The 13,548-nt window shown below is 69.5% G+C and carries 11 protein-coding genes, 1 tRNA gene and 1 pseudogene; 10 read left to right on the top strand and 3 right to left on the bottom strand.

Going from position 1 to position 13,548, the window contains the following annotated elements:
• Positions 1-23: 23 nt before the first annotated feature.
• A complete protein-coding gene (gene kdpF, locus ACE3OG_RS03910; RefSeq protein WP_374306314.1) occupies positions 24-110 on the bottom strand; it encodes a K(+)-transporting ATPase subunit F in 87 nt (28 codons plus the stop codon).
• Positions 111-424: 314 nt separating this feature from the next.
• Positions 425-1,108, bottom strand: coding sequence for a Crp/Fnr family transcriptional regulator (locus tag ACE3OG_RS03915; RefSeq protein WP_374306188.1), 684 nt, complete (start codon positions 1,106-1,108; stop codon positions 425-427).
• A gap of 155 nt (positions 1,109-1,263) precedes the next feature.
• On the opposite strand from ACE3OG_RS03915, the gene ACE3OG_RS03920 reads away from it, so the two are divergent.
• The 6 genes from ACE3OG_RS03920 to ACE3OG_RS03945 all read left to right on the top strand — a co-directional run bounded on the left by ACE3OG_RS03920 (position 1,264) and on the right by ACE3OG_RS03945 (position 6,440).
• The gene (locus ACE3OG_RS03920; protein ID WP_374306189.1) at positions 1,264-1,611 is read left to right on the top strand and encodes an HdeA/HdeB family chaperone; all 348 of its coding nucleotides are present in this window, start codon (positions 1,264-1,266) and stop codon (positions 1,609-1,611) included.
• Positions 1,612-1,731: 120 nt separating this feature from the next.
• Positions 1,732-3,369, top strand: a complete 1,638-nt coding sequence (locus tag ACE3OG_RS03925) for an arylsulfatase (RefSeq protein WP_374306190.1) — start codon at positions 1,732-1,734, stop codon at positions 3,367-3,369.
• Positions 3,370-3,450: 81 nt separating this feature from the next.
• On the top strand, positions 3,451-4,362 hold the full coding sequence (locus ACE3OG_RS03930) for a formylglycine-generating enzyme family protein (RefSeq protein ID WP_374306315.1): 912 nt from the start codon (positions 3,451-3,453) through the stop codon (positions 4,360-4,362).
• 271 nt (positions 4,363-4,633) lie between these two features.
• Positions 4,634-4,963, top strand: a complete 330-nt coding sequence (locus tag ACE3OG_RS03935; RefSeq protein WP_374306191.1) for a hypothetical protein — start codon at positions 4,634-4,636, stop codon at positions 4,961-4,963.
• A gap of 108 nt (positions 4,964-5,071) precedes the next feature.
• Complete coding sequence (locus ACE3OG_RS03940; RefSeq protein ID WP_374306193.1) at positions 5,072-5,362, top strand: hypothetical protein; 291 nt, start codon at positions 5,072-5,074, stop codon at positions 5,360-5,362.
• A complete protein-coding gene (locus ACE3OG_RS03945; RefSeq protein ID WP_374306194.1) occupies positions 5,352-6,440 on the top strand; it encodes a PAS domain-containing protein in 1,089 nt (362 codons plus the stop codon). The genes ACE3OG_RS03940 and ACE3OG_RS03945 overlap by 11 nt, the downstream gene beginning before the upstream one ends.
• 384 nt (positions 6,441-6,824) lie before the next feature.
• Here the strand turns inward: ACE3OG_RS03945 and ACE3OG_RS03950 are convergent.
• A tRNA-Pro gene (locus ACE3OG_RS03950) sits at positions 6,825-6,902 on the bottom strand.
• A 209-nt stretch (positions 6,903-7,111) separates the two neighbouring features.
• Between ACE3OG_RS03950 and ACE3OG_RS03955 the strand changes: the two are divergent.
• From ACE3OG_RS03955 to ACE3OG_RS03970, 4 genes and pseudogenes are all read left to right on the top strand, one after another.
• A pseudogene (locus ACE3OG_RS03955) lies at positions 7,112-7,771 on the top strand (UdgX family uracil-DNA binding protein); the annotation flags it as partial.
• A gap of 56 nt (positions 7,772-7,827) precedes the next feature.
• The gene (locus ACE3OG_RS03960) at positions 7,828-9,384 is read left to right on the top strand and encodes an SUMF1/EgtB/PvdO family nonheme iron enzyme (RefSeq protein ID WP_374306195.1); all 1,557 of its coding nucleotides are present in this window, start codon (positions 7,828-7,830) and stop codon (positions 9,382-9,384) included.
• A gap of 68 nt (positions 9,385-9,452) precedes the next feature.
• Positions 9,453-10,457, top strand: a complete 1,005-nt coding sequence (locus tag ACE3OG_RS03965; RefSeq protein ID WP_374306196.1) for an efflux RND transporter periplasmic adaptor subunit — start codon at positions 9,453-9,455, stop codon at positions 10,455-10,457.
• Entirely contained in the window at positions 10,457-13,543 is a 3,087-nt protein-coding gene (locus tag ACE3OG_RS03970) for an efflux RND transporter permease subunit (protein ID WP_374306197.1), read from the top strand. The genes ACE3OG_RS03965 and ACE3OG_RS03970 overlap by 1 nt, the downstream gene beginning before the upstream one ends.
• Positions 13,544-13,548 lie beyond the last annotated feature (5 nt).

Raw genomic sequence — 13,548 nt, forward strand, 5'->3', positions numbered from 1 at the left:
AATTGGACTCCGCTGAACGCGCTCTAGAACTTCTCGGGATGGAGCAGGGTGTAGACCAGATAGACGCCGAGGCAGACGGCGACGATCAGTCCGAAGATCGGTTCGGCCATGATGAGCTCCGCAAGACGGGCCTGCTTCGCGCGGCGTCGCGCGAAGTCCCGCCGACGCTAGAGAGTCGCGCAGAAGCCCGCGTAGGCGACGAGGGCGCCGAACAGAATCGCCGGGCCCGCCAGAAAGACGATGTCGAACATTGATCGCCCCTGCTGCTTTGACGCCCTGATTTTCGGCGGGGGCCGCGTAAAGATTCAATGCGTTTCGTCGGCGGCGCGCGTAAAAATCCCATAAACGCGGCCGGCCGAAGGCCGGCGTCGCGCCATGCCGCGGGGAGCGTCGACGGCGGGCGGCCGGCGGCGCGCCCGAGGGCCTATTGTTCGTTGCGGAAGCGGGCGAGGATGGCGGGGTCGAGGACGCGCAGCTTGCGGTAGCTGACGTCGATCGCCTTGAGTTCGGCGAGCTCCATGAGGCAACGCCGAAGCGTGCCGCGCGCCACCCCGACGAGGCGGGCGAGATCGTCCTGCGTCGCCTCCACCACCTGCGGCGCCTCGGAAAGGCGAAGCAGATGCCGGCAGACGCGGGCGCGGACCGTCAGCGACAGGGCCTCGGCGTAATATTTCGCCGTCGCGCTGACGTTGATTGCGCCGAGTCGATAGAAGCTGCGCCAGAACTCGGGCCTTGCGACGAGGATCGCCTGGATGTCGCGGCTCGGCAGAAACAGCGTCCGGCATCGGGAGGCGGCGGCGAGGGACACGACGCGCGGCACTTCGGCGAGCTCCGCCGTGTCGCCGATCCAGAAGCCGATTTCCGCGAGATGCAGGAAAACGGGTTCGTCGCCGATCAACGGCAGCGTGATCTCGAGGCAGCCGGACCCCAGCCCGTAGACGCCGTCCGACTCGTCGCCGGCGCTATATATGGCCTGACCGGCCTCATAGACGCGCCAGCGCCCGGCCTCGGCGACCCACTCCCGAAAGGCCTGCGGCTCGCGGGCGAGCCAGCCGATCTGGTCGAGCGGCGCGATCCTGGCGAGCGGAGCGACCTTGATCTGGTTCATGGCGCCGAAGATTGACTCATATCGACCATTCTTTTCGCGGCGATCCGCTAGGCTCGTCCCGAACCGGTCCGGCCGCGGCGGGACGACGCCGGCGCGCAGTTTGGCGACGGCGCGCCGCAAGATCAACGCCCGGCGTCCGCGCAAGGGAGGAATTCATGCTCAAATCGACGTTCGCTCTGGTCGCGGGGTCGCTGATCGCCGCGTCCGCTCCGGCGCAGGCCCAGACCCAGCTGAACGCCTACGCCGACTCCGAGGGCTATCTCAACGTCAAGACGTTGACTTGCGCGCAGCTCGCCGACACATTTCAGGAAGACGCAGACTTTCTCGGCGTATGGTATAGCGGCTGGTACAACGGGCTGGCCAAGAAGTCGTCGATCAATATCCCCAGAGTGAAAGAAAACATTCATCAGGTCATCGTCTACTGCAAGGATCATCGCGACAAGAAGCTCATGCAGGCGGTCGACGCCGTGCTGAAGGCGGAAAAAGCGCAGAGCGCCAGATAGGCGCCCTATTCGGAAACGTCTTCGTCCTGCGCCGGCGATCTCGTCATTTCTCGATCAACTTTAGCGGCCGAGGCCGCCTGACGCCGCCTATCCAGTTTGCGGCGCGCCACGAGAGCGAGCATGTCCAGGAGCGATGACCAGAACATCTCGCGCGCCAAGAGCGCGGCCCTCAATCGCCGCCACATCCTGCTCGCGGGCGCGACGATCGCGGCGGCCGGCGCCGGCGCGGCTCCTGCGCAGGCGCAGCAACCGCAGCCCTCCGCCGCCGGCGCGCTTCCGGGGCGCAAGCCGAACGTCCTCGTCATCTGGGGCGACGACATCGGCCTGTGGAACATCAGCTTCAACAGCCGCGGCATGATGGGATACAAGACGCCCAACATCGACCGCATCGGCCGCGAGGGGCTGAGCTTCACCGACTATTACGGCCAGCAGAGCTGCACGGCGGGCCGCGCCGCCTTCCTCGGCGGCAACGTGCCGGTGCGCACGGGCATGACCAAGGTCGGACTGCCCGGCGCGCCGCAGGGCTGGCGGAAAAGCGACGTGACCATCGCGACGGTGCTCAAGGCGCAGGGCTACGCGACCGGCCAGTTCGGCAAGAACCATCAGGGCGACCGCGACGAGCACCTGCCGACGATGCACGGCTTCGACGAGTTCCTCGGCAATCTCTACCACCTCAACGCCGAGGAGGAGCCGGAGAACGAGGACTACCCGAAGGACCCGGCGTTCCGCAAGAAATACGGGCCGCGCGGCGTCATCCACAGCTGGGCGAACGGCGACGGGACGCAGAAGATAGAAGACACGGGCCCGCTCACCAAGAAGCGCATGGAGACGATCGACGACGAGACGCTCGCCGCCGCCAAGGATTTCATCACGCGGCAGGTCAAGGCCGGCAAGCCGTTCTTCACCTGGTGGAACGCGACGCGGATGCACTTCCGCACTCATGTCCGCCCGGAGCATCGCGGCGTATCGGGGCAGGACGAATATTCGGACGGCATGGTCGAGCACGACGGGCAGGTCGGGGAGCTCCTGAAGCTGATCGACGACCTCGGCCTCGCCGACGACACCATCATCATGTATTCGACCGACAACGGACCGCACTATAACGCCTGGCCGGACGGCGCCACGACGCCGTTCCGCAGCGAGAAAAACTCGAACTGGGAAGGCGCCTACCGCATTCCGGCGTTCGTGCGCTGGCCCGGCAAGTTTCCGGCGGGCGCGACGCTCAACGGCGTCGTCGCGCACGAAGACTGGCTGCCGACGCTCGCCGCCGTCGCCGGGGCGCCGGACATCAAGGAGAAGCTTCTCGCCGGCGTCGACCTCAACGGCCGCCATTACCGCAACTACATCGACGGCTACAACCAGCTCGACTACTGGACCGGCAAGACGAAAGATTCGCCGCGCAAGGAGTTCTGGTACGTCAACGACGAAGGGCAGGTGGTCGCCGCCCGCTACAACGATTGGAAGGTCGTCTTCCTCGAGAACCGGGCGGAAGGGCTGCAGGTCTGGCGCGAGCCGTTCGTCGAGTTGCGGGCGCCGCTTTTGTTCAATCTGCGGCGCGATCCGTTCGAGCTTGCCCAGCACAATTCCAACACCTACAACGACTGGTACATGAGCCGCATTTTCGTGATCGTGCCGATTCAGGAGATGGCGGCGAATTTCCTCGCCACCATGAAGGACTATCCGCCGAGCCAGAGTCCCGGCTCCTTCAATCTGAAGGCGGTCGAGGAAGCGTTGAAGCGGGGCGCCGGCGCCGATTAGACGGCCGCCCGCGAGCTGTCGAAGGGAGACGTCATGGGCGGACAAAGCGGGCGGCGCGCGCGCGCGAAGGTCGAGGCGCCGATGGTCTTCATCGAGAGCGGCGAATTCCGCATGGGCTCGGACGACCACTACGCCGAGGAGAAGCCGGCCCACCGCGTCAGGGTGGACGGCTTCTTCATGGACGAGACGCCGGTGACCAACGCGCAGTTTCGCGCCTTCGTCGAGGCCACCGGACACGTCACTTTCGCCGAGATCGCCCCGAAGCGGAAAGATTACCCCGGCGCGCTGCCGGACATGCTGAAGGCGGGCTCGCTCGTCTTCGCGCCGCCGGACCATCCCGTCTTCGACCTGCGCGACTGGAGCCAGTGGTGGGCCTTCCGCTTCGGCGCCAACTGGCGCCGCCCTTACGGACCGGGCAGCTCGATCAGGGGCCTCGACGAGCATCCCGTCGTCCATGTCGCCTGCGCCGACGCCGAAGCCTATGCGGCCTGGGCGGGCAAGGCGCTGCCGACCGAGGCCGAATGGGAGTTCGCCGCGCGCGGCGGCCTCGAGGGCGCCGAATTCGCCTGGGGCGACGAGCTTGCGCCGGGCGGACGCCAGATGGCCAACACCTGGCAGGGCGAGTTCCCGTTCCAGAACCTCGCGCTCGACGGCTTTGAGCGCACCTCGCCGGTCAAATCCTTCGCCGCGAACGGCTACGGGCTTTACGACATGATCGGCAACGTCTGGGAATGGACCGCCGACTGGTGGTCGACGCGCCATCCCGCCGACGCGGCGAAGGCCTGCTGCGTCCCGCAAAATCCGCGCGGCGGGCCGAAGGAGGCGAGCTACTCCGGCGCGCGGATCGCGCAACGGGTGCTCAAGGGCGGCTCGCATCTGTGCGCGCCGAACTATTGCCGCCGCTACCGTCCGGCGGCGCGCCACGCCGAAGCGATCGACACCTCGACGAGCCATGTCGGCTTTCGCTGCGTGCGGCGCGAAGTTTCGGCATGACGCTCAAGGCCGGCTTCGCCCTGATCTTGCGCGCGGCGTTCGCCGCCGCTCTCGCGTTCGCCGCGGCCGCGCCGTCGGGCGCGCAACCGGTCCCGACGTCCCCGGCCGTCGCGGCCGATCCCTCGCCCGCCGATCCTTTGCCTTCCTGGAACATCCGCCCGGCCCCGGACCCGCTTTCCGGCTTCACACCTTCGCCGGGCTTTCCATATCCAGAACGCCCTGCTTTCCCGAAAATGGCGCGATCTGAACTGAAAGCCGGACGCCGCATCGGATGCGACGCCTTCCTTCGCGGCCGCTGGGGGGACGAGGCGTCAAGCCGAGCGTCGCGTCCGCCGCAGTTGCGCCGAACTCAGGCGTTCTTTGGCGCGAGCTCGACCTGGACGGCGTCGAGCGCCTTGCGGACCTACGCCGGAATCAGGCCGGCCGCGGCCGACTGATCGACGTCCGGCGCGTCCCAGTCGAAGATGGCGCGCTATTTTTCGACGAGTTTTCTGACGCCGCCCGAAAGCTGGGCGCGGTGACGGTCCATTTCGACCTGTTCGATCTCGGCCGTTCGCGATTTCCCAAAGATGCGTGGAGCGTCCGGTTGACGGAGATATAGTCGTCCAGAAAGAGCGATCCGGCCTGGACCAGGGTCGCCGTGACCGCAACGCAAAACAGCAGCCCCAGCAGCCGGACATATATCGGACGCCGTGACGGCGGCTGCGAAATGCGCGTCAGAACCCTGCGCAGACGCCCGCCCGCCGACATCATGCGCCCCGAAATCTTCTGCGCGGCGGTTCCGAGCATCGCCTTTTTGACCGTCCTGCGTCTGAATTCGGCGTTCGACGCAAAAATCGATGATGAAACGGTCCCATTGCAAAGTCCATCGGCGACGGACGCGTCCTGGAGCCCGGGCTTTGTCTTCGCCGTGGCGCTCCGACCCGCTAATATCCCTATCGCCGCCGCGAAGCGCGAGGACGCCGCGCTCATTTTCCCGGGCGGACGTCGTGCGTCTTGAGATTTTTTGCACGGCGGTTCTGGGCATTGCCTTCCTGGCCGTTCTGGGCGGCTGGTGGGACGGCGGGAGCCCGCTCGGGCTGCAGCTGGCGGGCCTCGCAGCCGTCGCGGCGGCGTTTTCGGTCATCATCCTGACGATCGCCGCCAGCCCTTTCGCGTCGGCGGCTGGTCCGCCGGACGAGACGCGCGAAGGCTCTGGCGCCGCCGACCGGGCGCCTGACGTCCTGCGCGGTCTTCAAGGCACGCAGATCCCGCAAAACGCGCCCGCCGATTCCGCCGTGGATGATTGCGACAGCCGTCTGCTGATCGATCGCATCGAGGAGATCGTGTTCAAGATCGATGCGGGAGGCCAGCTGGTCTTCCTTAACGCCTCCCGGGAGACGAGTCTCGACCATCCTCTCTCCGCCAGTCTCGGCAAGCCGCTAATGGACTTCGCCCATCCCGAGGCCAGGCCGGTGGCCGAGACGCAATTGATGGCCCTCGCGCGCGGCGAACGCGACAGTTGCCACGTCGAAGTCCGTATGACCGCGAAGACCGGAACCTCATGCTGGATGGAGTTGCGCGCCCGCTCGACGTCTTCGGTCAGGGGCGAGCGAAGCAGCGTCGTCGGCACCCTCGCCGACATCAGCCGGATGAAACGCACGGAAGCCAGCTTGCGGGCGAACCGCCGCTCGCTGAGCATGCTGCTGAGCAATGTTCCCGGCATGGTGTATCGCTGCAAGAACGACCGCAACTGGAGCTTCGACTTCGCCAGCGACGGATGCGTCGACGTAACCGGCTATGAGCCCTACGAGATCGTCGGGGATTCCGAACTTTCCTATATCGAGATCGTCCATCCCGACGACCGAACCTCCGCCTGGGAGTTCGTGCGGCGACAGGTCGCCCTGCGCCGAAAATTCCAGCTGGTCTATCGGATCGTGACCCGCTCCGGACAGGTCAGATGGGTGTGGGAGCAAGGCAAGGGCGTGTTTTCCAGCACGGGAGAAATCCTGGCGCTGGAGGGGTTCGTCACCGACATCGCCGACGACGGCGAAGACGAGATCGTTCGCGGCTTCGAGAAACTGCTGCGTGACTGGTAGATTGCGTCGTCATATGACGGTTTTCGCGCCGGCCGACGAGCGTCGCATGGGCCTTGGCGAAACGCCGCCGGCCCGCAGGAACTCATTTTCAAGCGAAAGCTTGAAGGCGCCTGCAGCCTTCATAGTCTTCATGTTCCCGCCACGAGCAGCCTCGCGCTGACGCCGTGGAGCTGACAAGCTCACCGCCAGGTCAAGAAAGAGGCCAAGGCCGCGCGCGGCTTCGGGGCGTGAGGGACCTCAGAACGCCCGCGGAACAGTCATGGGACTTGTCATGGGGATTTGCGCTCCAATACGCGCGCTTGCGCCCCTTGCGCTCCATGCCGCGGGGCGGCTGAAAACGAGCGCCAGAAAGGCGCATATAGCAGTAAAATCATATGAATAGAATGGTCGGAGTGAGAGGATTCGAACCTCCGACCCCTAGTCCCCCAGACTAGTGCGCTAACCGGGCTGCGCTACACTCCGACTGCGCGTCTTATAGATAATGCTTCGGGGGCGCGCAACGCTTGTGGCGGCGCTTCGCCCGATGCGATTTCGCCGTGGCCCGCGTCTGTCCCGCTTTTTCGTCCGCGGCCGGAATCCCTCGCGCCCGTTCGCGCGTTAAAGGCCGTTTCCCGGGGAAGGAGAGCAGGGAGGGAGAGATGGCCTCTGGATGCGACGGCGGCGGGGAGCTCCTCCTTAAGGGCGAGCCGCGATCGCTCGCCGAACTCAACGCGATGCTCAGCGCCGCGCCGCCGCTTTGCGAGGGCGCGCCGCGCGCCGTCCTCGGCGAGGGGCCGATCGGCGCGGCGCTCGCCTTCGTCGGCGAGCAGCCGGGCGACCAGGAGGAGACGCAGGGGCGGCCCTTCGTCGGGCCGGCCGGCCAGCTCCTGACCCGAGCCATGGCGGAGGCCGGGATCGACCGCGAAAAATGTTACCTCACCAACGCCGTCAAGCATTTCAAATTCGAGCGGCGCGGCGGCCGCCGCATCCACGAGAAGCCGACCGCCGGCGAGGTCCGGCGCTACCGCTTCGCGCTCGACAAGGAGCTCGATTTCGTCGCCCCCGGCCTCGTCGTGGCGCTCGGCGCGACGGCCGTTCTGGCGCTCGCCGGCAAGCCGCTCTCCGTCCTGCGCTCGCGCGGGCCGGCGGCGCTGCGCGGACGGGCCGGTTTCATCACCGTGCATCCGTCCTTCCTGCTGCGTCTGCCGGACGAGGAGTCGAGGCGGCGCGGCTACGCCGACTTCCTCGCCGACCTGCGCGAGATCGGCGGCCTCGCGCGGGCGCCGTCCGCGCTCGCCGTCCGGGGACGCCCGCAAGCTGTTGAAACCGCCCTTCCGGGCGCAAAAAGCTGAAGCATTTCGGCGGGAATCCTTTAGCCTCGCGAAGGCCCCGCCCTGCTGCACGCCACATGCGCGTTTTCGTTCTGCTCGTCCTGCTTCTCGCCGCCTGCGCGCCGCGCCCCTGCGCCGCCGCGCCCGAGCCCCGCGCCGGCGCGCGCGGCGCCGCCCTGCTCGTCGCCAACTCCGCCTACGTCGGGGGCCGGCTCGGCGAAGCGCCGCTCGCCGGCGCGCGCGCCCTCGAGCGCGAGCTGACCCGGCTCGGCTTCGAGGCGACGCTCGCCGTCGACCTCGACCGCGCCGGCATGCGCCGCGCGCTCGACGCCTTCGCGGCGGCGATCAGGCCGGGCGCGCCGGCGCTGTTCTTCTTCTCGGGCTACGGCGTCGAGGCGAAGGGAGAGGCCTGTCTCATCCCGCTCGGCGCGGACGTGTGGACCGAGGCGGACGCGCGCGCCCAAGGGATCGCCCTCGCCTCCGTGTTCGCGGCGATGGACAAGGCCGGCGCCGTCCCCAAGGTCGTCATCCTCGACGCCTCGCGCCGCAATCCGTTCGAGCGGCGCTTCCGCGGCTTCTCGGCCGGACTCGGCGCGCTCGAGCCGCCGCCGCAGAGCCTGCTCCTGTCGGCGGCGCAGGAGGGGCAGGTCGTCGAGGGCGCGTCAGGGACGGGGCCGGCGGCCGGCGTGTTCGTCAGCGAGCTGATCAAGGAGATGCGCGCGCCCGACGCCAGCGCCGACGACGTGTTCAACCGCACGCGGCTCGGCGTCTCGCGCGCCAGCGGCGGACGCCAGACGCCGCTCGTGCGCTCGACGCTGACGGCGCCCTTCTTCCTCGCGCCGCAAAGCCTCGCGCCGCCGCCCGGCCTGAACGAGGACGGCCCGGCGGACGCGCAGGCGGGCTTCGGGCCGCCGCGCCCGCTGCGTCCGCGCGCAGTCTTCCGCGACTGCGCCGCCTGCCCGAGCCTCGTCGTCGCGCCGGCCGGCGAGTTCCAGATGGGCTCGGAGGCCTTTCCCGCCGAGCGGCCGGTGCATGCGGTCAAAATCGCCAGGCCCTTCGCCATCGGCCGTTTCGAGGTGACGCGGGCGCAGTGGGACGCCTGCGTCGCGGCGGGCGGATGCGAAGGGCCTCGCCTGGAAAGCGAAGGCGAGCCGGACGCGCCGGCCGGCGGCGTCAGCTTCGAGGACGCGCGCGCCTATGTCGCCTGGCTCGCCAGGACGACCGGCGCGCCGTATCGCCTGCCGAGCGAGGCCGAATGGGAGTTTTCCGCGCGCGGCGGAACGACGGACGCATTCTGGTGGGGCGAGGAGGCGGGTTCGGACCACGCCAACTGCCGCGGCTGCGGCGGCCCGGGACGCCCGACCGTCGCCGGCGCCTATCCGGCCAATCCGTTCGGCCTCTATGACACGTCCGGCAATGTCGCCGAATGGGTCGCCGACTGCTGGCGCGACAGCTACGCCGACGCGCCGCGCGACGGCGGCGCGTTCGACGCGCCGGACTGCCGCATCCGCGTCGCGCGCGGCGGCTCCTATGATTCGGCGGCGCGTTTCGCGCGCTCCGCCGCGCGCTTTCCGACGCAGGCTGAGCTGCGCTATCATGCCAACGGGCTGCGCGTCGCGCGCGACCTGCCCTGACCTCGCCCGCCCGCCCGCCGTCCTCGATTTCGCCCGCCGTTCCCGCAATTACGGGGCTCCGCCTTCAGATGACGCATCAGCCGCCCACGTCGGCGCATGGCCGCCGACGCTCCGGCCTTCCGCTCCTCTGCGCGGCGCTGGCCTGCGCCTCCGCGGCGCAGGGCGCGACGACGGCCGAGCCCGCGACGGCCGCTCATGGCGTGCCGGTCCACGTCGCCCAGGCGGAGTCCGGCTGCTTCACGCAGACGATCAACCTCGGCGCCTATCTGCAGCCGCGCGCCTACGCGGTCGTCGTCGTCCTCCTCGACACGTATCAGGTGGCTGAAATCCTCGTCGGCGCCGGCGAGGAGGTCGTCGAGGGCCAGCCGCTGGCGCGGCTGCAGAAGATCGAGGGGCCGAATCCCTATCCCGCCGGCATGGGCCCGCCCGCCCCGGCCGGGCCGCCGCTGCCGGCCTCGATCGTGCTGCGCGCGCCGGCGGCCGGCGTCGTCGTCGAGTCGCGGGCGCGCCTCGGCGCCTCCTTCGATCCGAAGGAGCCTCTCTACCGCATCGCCGTCGACGGGCTGATCGAGGCGATGGCGCAGGTTCCGAGCGTCCATATCAACGCGCTGAAGCCCGACCAGGAGGCGGTGGTGACGCTCGACGACGGCCGCGAGCTGCCCGGCCGCGTGCGCCGCATCGGCGCGGCGATCGATCCGCAGACCCAGATGGGGGAGGCGCGCATCGCCTTCGAGCGCGATCCGGGCGCGCGCGTCGGGCGTCTCGCGCGGGTGCGCGTCGAGGCGAGGCGCAGCTGCGGCCTCGCCATTCCGCGCTCGGCGATCTTCTACTCCGCCGAAGGGCCGAGCGTGCAGATCGTGCGCGGGCGCCTCGTCGAGACGGCGCGCGTGCGCGTCGGCCTGCGCTCGGGCGAGGCCGTCGAGATCCGCGAGGGCCTGCGCGCCGGCGACCTCGTCGTGCTCAACGCCGGCGGCTCGCTGCGCGACGGCGACGCGGTCGCCCCCATCCTGACGCCGGCGCCCGACGCGGGCCCGGCGCTTTCCGGCGGCGGTCAGCCGGAGGAGAGACGCTGATGGCGCTCAACGTCTCGGCCGCCTCGATCCGCCGTCCGCTGCCGGCGGTCGTCCTCGCCATCGTCCTGCTGGCGCTCGGGCTCACGAGCTTCATGCGCCTGCCGATCACGCTTCTGCCCAACGTCGACCAGCCGATCGTCACCGTGGCCGTGGCGCAGTTCGGCTCGGCGCCGGCCGACCTCGAGGTGCAGGTGACCCGCCCGATCGAGGACGCGGTGGCCGGCGTCGAGGGCGTGCGCCACATCATCAGCCAGGTCGGCGACGGCGTCTCGGTGACGACGATCACGCTGGCGCTCGGCGTCGACGTCGACCGGGCGCTGAACGACGTCAAGGACGCCGTGACCCGGGTCAGGAGCTTCCTGCCGCGCAACGTCTCCGAGCCGCTGGTGCGGCAGGTCGGCGTCGTCGGCTCCAGCATCCTGACCTACGCCGCGCTGGCGCCGGGCAAGACGCCGGAGCAGCTGTCGATCTATGTCGACGAGATCGTCAAGCCGCGCCTGCAGGAGGCGCGCGGCGTCGGCGCGGTGGACCGCGTCGGCGGCGTCGACCGCGAGATCCTGGTGGCGCTCGACCCCGGGCGGCTCACCGCCTTCGGCCTCACCGCCTTCGACGTGTCGCGGCGCCTGCGCGGCTTCAACCTCGACCTCGCCGGCGGCCAGGCGGAGATCGGCGGCGGGACGCAGGCGATCCGCGCCGTCGCCGGCGCCCGCTCGCTCGACGAGATCGCCGGCCTGCCGCTGGCGCTGCCGCGCGGCGGCGCCGTGCGCCTCGACGACCTCGGCCTCGTCGCCGACACGGTGGCCGAGCCGCGCGCCTTCGCAAGGCTCGACGGCGAGCCGGTCGTCGCCTTCTCGATCCAGCGCGCGCGCGGGGCGAGCGACGTCGCCGTCGCCGCCGAGGTCGAGAAGAAGATCGCGGCGCTGCGCGAGGCGAACCCCGAGATCGAGCTCAAGCTCATCGACACCTCCGTCGCCTACACGCTCGGCAACTACCACTCGGCGATGAGCACGCTGTTCGAGGGGGCGGCGCTCGCCGTGATCGTGGTGTTCGCCTTCCTGCGCGACTGGCGGGCGACGGCGATCGCGGCGGTCGCGCTGCCGCTGTCGATCATCCCGGCCTTCTTCGTGATGGACGCGCTCGGCTTCACGCTGAACCTCGTCAGCCTGCTCGCCATCACGCTCGCCACCGGCATCCTCGTCGACGACGCCATCGTCGAGATCGAGAACATCGTGCGGCACATCCGCATGGGCAAGACGCCGTTCCGGGCGGCGATCGACGCCGCCGACGAGATCGGCCTCGCCGTCGTCGCGATCAGCCTGACCATCGTCGCGGTGTTCGCGCCGGTGAGCTTCATGAACAACATCGCCGGGCAGTACTTCAAGCAGTTCGGCCTCACCGTCTCGGCCGAGGTGCTCTTTTCGCTGCTCGCCGCGCGCCTCGTCACGCCGATGCTCGCCGCCTATTTCCTCTCAGGCGTCGGCCATCGCGAGGAGAAGGAGGGGCCGTTCGTCGCGCGCTACGCCTCGCTCGTCGCATGGTCGGTCGAGCGGCGCTATCTGACGGTGACCATCGGCCTCGCCCTGTTCGCCGCCTCGATCCTCTCGACGCGGCTGATCGGCTCCGACTTCCAGCCGACGCAGGACGCCGGGCGCTCCCATCTCGCGCTGGAGCTGCCGGCCGGCTCGACGCTCGCGCGCACGCAAGGCGTCGCCGACGAGGTGACGCGGCGGCTGCGCGCGCGGCCCGAGATCGCCCATGTCTTCGTCGACGGCGGCCATCTGCCGCCGGCGGTCAGCGACGTGCGCAAGGCGGCCGTCGTCGTCAACTACGTGCCGCGCGGCGAGCGCGCGAAGAGCGTGCGCGAGATCGAGGCGGAGATTTCGGCCGACCTCGCGCTCGTCCCGGACCTGCGCAGCTGGTTCGTCGACGACTACGGCCAACGCCCCGTCTCGCTCGTCGTCACCGGCCCCAACGCGACCACCGTCTCGACCTTCGCCGCCGAGCTCGGGGCGCAGATGAGCGGGCTTCCTGCGCTCGCCAACGTCATCGCCTCGACGACCCTCGATCGGCCCGAGCTGCTGGTGCGGCCCGACCGCGAGCTCGCGGCGCGGCTCGGCGTCTCGACCGAAAGCCTCGCCGAGACGCTGCGCGTCGCCACCATCGGCGACGTCGGGCCGGCGTTGTCGCAGTTCAACGTCGACGGCCGCCAGATTCCGATCAGGGCCAAGCTCGACGCCGAGGCGCGCTCGCAGATGGACAGGATCGACGCGATCGGCGTGCCGACGGGGACCGGCGCGGTCGTGCCGCTCTCCTCGATCGCCAGCGTCGCGCTCGGGCAGGGCGAGGCGGCGATCTCCCGCTTCGACCGCCAGCGGCAGGCGCAGGTTCAGGCCGCGCTCGCCCCCGGCGCGACGCTGTCGCAGGCCGAAAGCGCGATCGCCGAGCTGCCGCTGATGAAGAACCCGCCGCCCGGCGTCAAGGTCGGCAAGTCCGGCGACGCCGAGGCGATGGCCGAGCTGATGGGCGGCTTCTCGGAGGCGATGCGCAACGGCCTCGTGATGGTCTACGCGGTGCTCGTCATCCTGTTCGCGAGCTTCCTGCAGCCGATCACCATCCTGTTCTCGCTGCCGCTGTCGATCGGCGGCGCGATCGTCGGCCTCCTCATCGCGCAGCGGCCGATCTCCATGCCGGTGATCATCGGCATATTGATGCTGATGGGCATCGTCACCAAGAACGCCATCATGCTGGTCGATTTCTCGATCGAGGCGATGCGGCTCGGCATGGAGCGCACGAGGGCGATCGTCGAGGCCGGCAAGAAGCGCGCGCGGCCGATCGTGATGACGACCATCGCGATGATCGCCGGCATGGTCCCGAGCGCCCTCGCGATCGGCGCGGGCGGCGAGTTCCGCTCGCCGATGGCGATCGCGGTGATCGGCGGCCTCGCCGCCTCGACGGTGCTGTCGCTGCTGTTCGTGCCGGCCTTCTTCGCGGTGATGGACGACGCGGGACGCGGAATCTTCGCGCTGTGGCGGCGCTATGGCGCGCAGAAGCCGGCGGCGCCGGCCGAGGCGCCGCCGGCGGAATAATCCCG

This window comes from Methylocella sp., from assembly GCF_041905455.1.
Taxonomy (GTDB): Bacteria; Pseudomonadota; Alphaproteobacteria; order Rhizobiales; family Beijerinckiaceae; genus Methylocapsa.

Excerpts from the sequence above, each read along its gene's own strand:
- kdpF (WP_374306314.1), bottom strand. The coding sequence starts at position 110 with ATGGCCGAACCGATCTTCGGACTGATCGTCGCCGTCTGCCTCGGCGTC.
- ACE3OG_RS03915 (WP_374306188.1), bottom strand. The coding sequence starts at position 1,108 with ATGAACCAGATCAAGGTCGCTCCGCTCGCCAGGATCGCGCCGCTCGAC.
- ACE3OG_RS03920 (WP_374306189.1), top strand. The coding sequence starts at position 1,264 with ATGCTCAAATCGACGTTCGCTCTGGTCGCGGGGTCGCTGATCGCCGCG.
- ACE3OG_RS03925 (WP_374306190.1), top strand. The coding sequence starts at position 1,732 with ATGTCCAGGAGCGATGACCAGAACATCTCGCGCGCCAAGAGCGCGGCC.
- ACE3OG_RS03930 (WP_374306315.1), top strand. The coding sequence starts at position 3,451 with ATGGTCTTCATCGAGAGCGGCGAATTCCGCATGGGCTCGGACGACCAC.
- ACE3OG_RS03935 (WP_374306191.1), top strand. The coding sequence starts at position 4,634 with ATGCGACGCCTTCCTTCGCGGCCGCTGGGGGGACGAGGCGTCAAGCCG.
- ACE3OG_RS03940 (WP_374306193.1), top strand. The coding sequence starts at position 5,072 with ATGCGCGTCAGAACCCTGCGCAGACGCCCGCCCGCCGACATCATGCGC.
- ACE3OG_RS03960 (WP_374306195.1), top strand. The coding sequence starts at position 7,828 with ATGCGCGTTTTCGTTCTGCTCGTCCTGCTTCTCGCCGCCTGCGCGCCG.
- ACE3OG_RS03965 (WP_374306196.1), top strand. The coding sequence starts at position 9,453 with ATGACGCATCAGCCGCCCACGTCGGCGCATGGCCGCCGACGCTCCGGC.
- ACE3OG_RS03970 (WP_374306197.1), top strand. The coding sequence starts at position 10,457 with ATGGCGCTCAACGTCTCGGCCGCCTCGATCCGCCGTCCGCTGCCGGCG.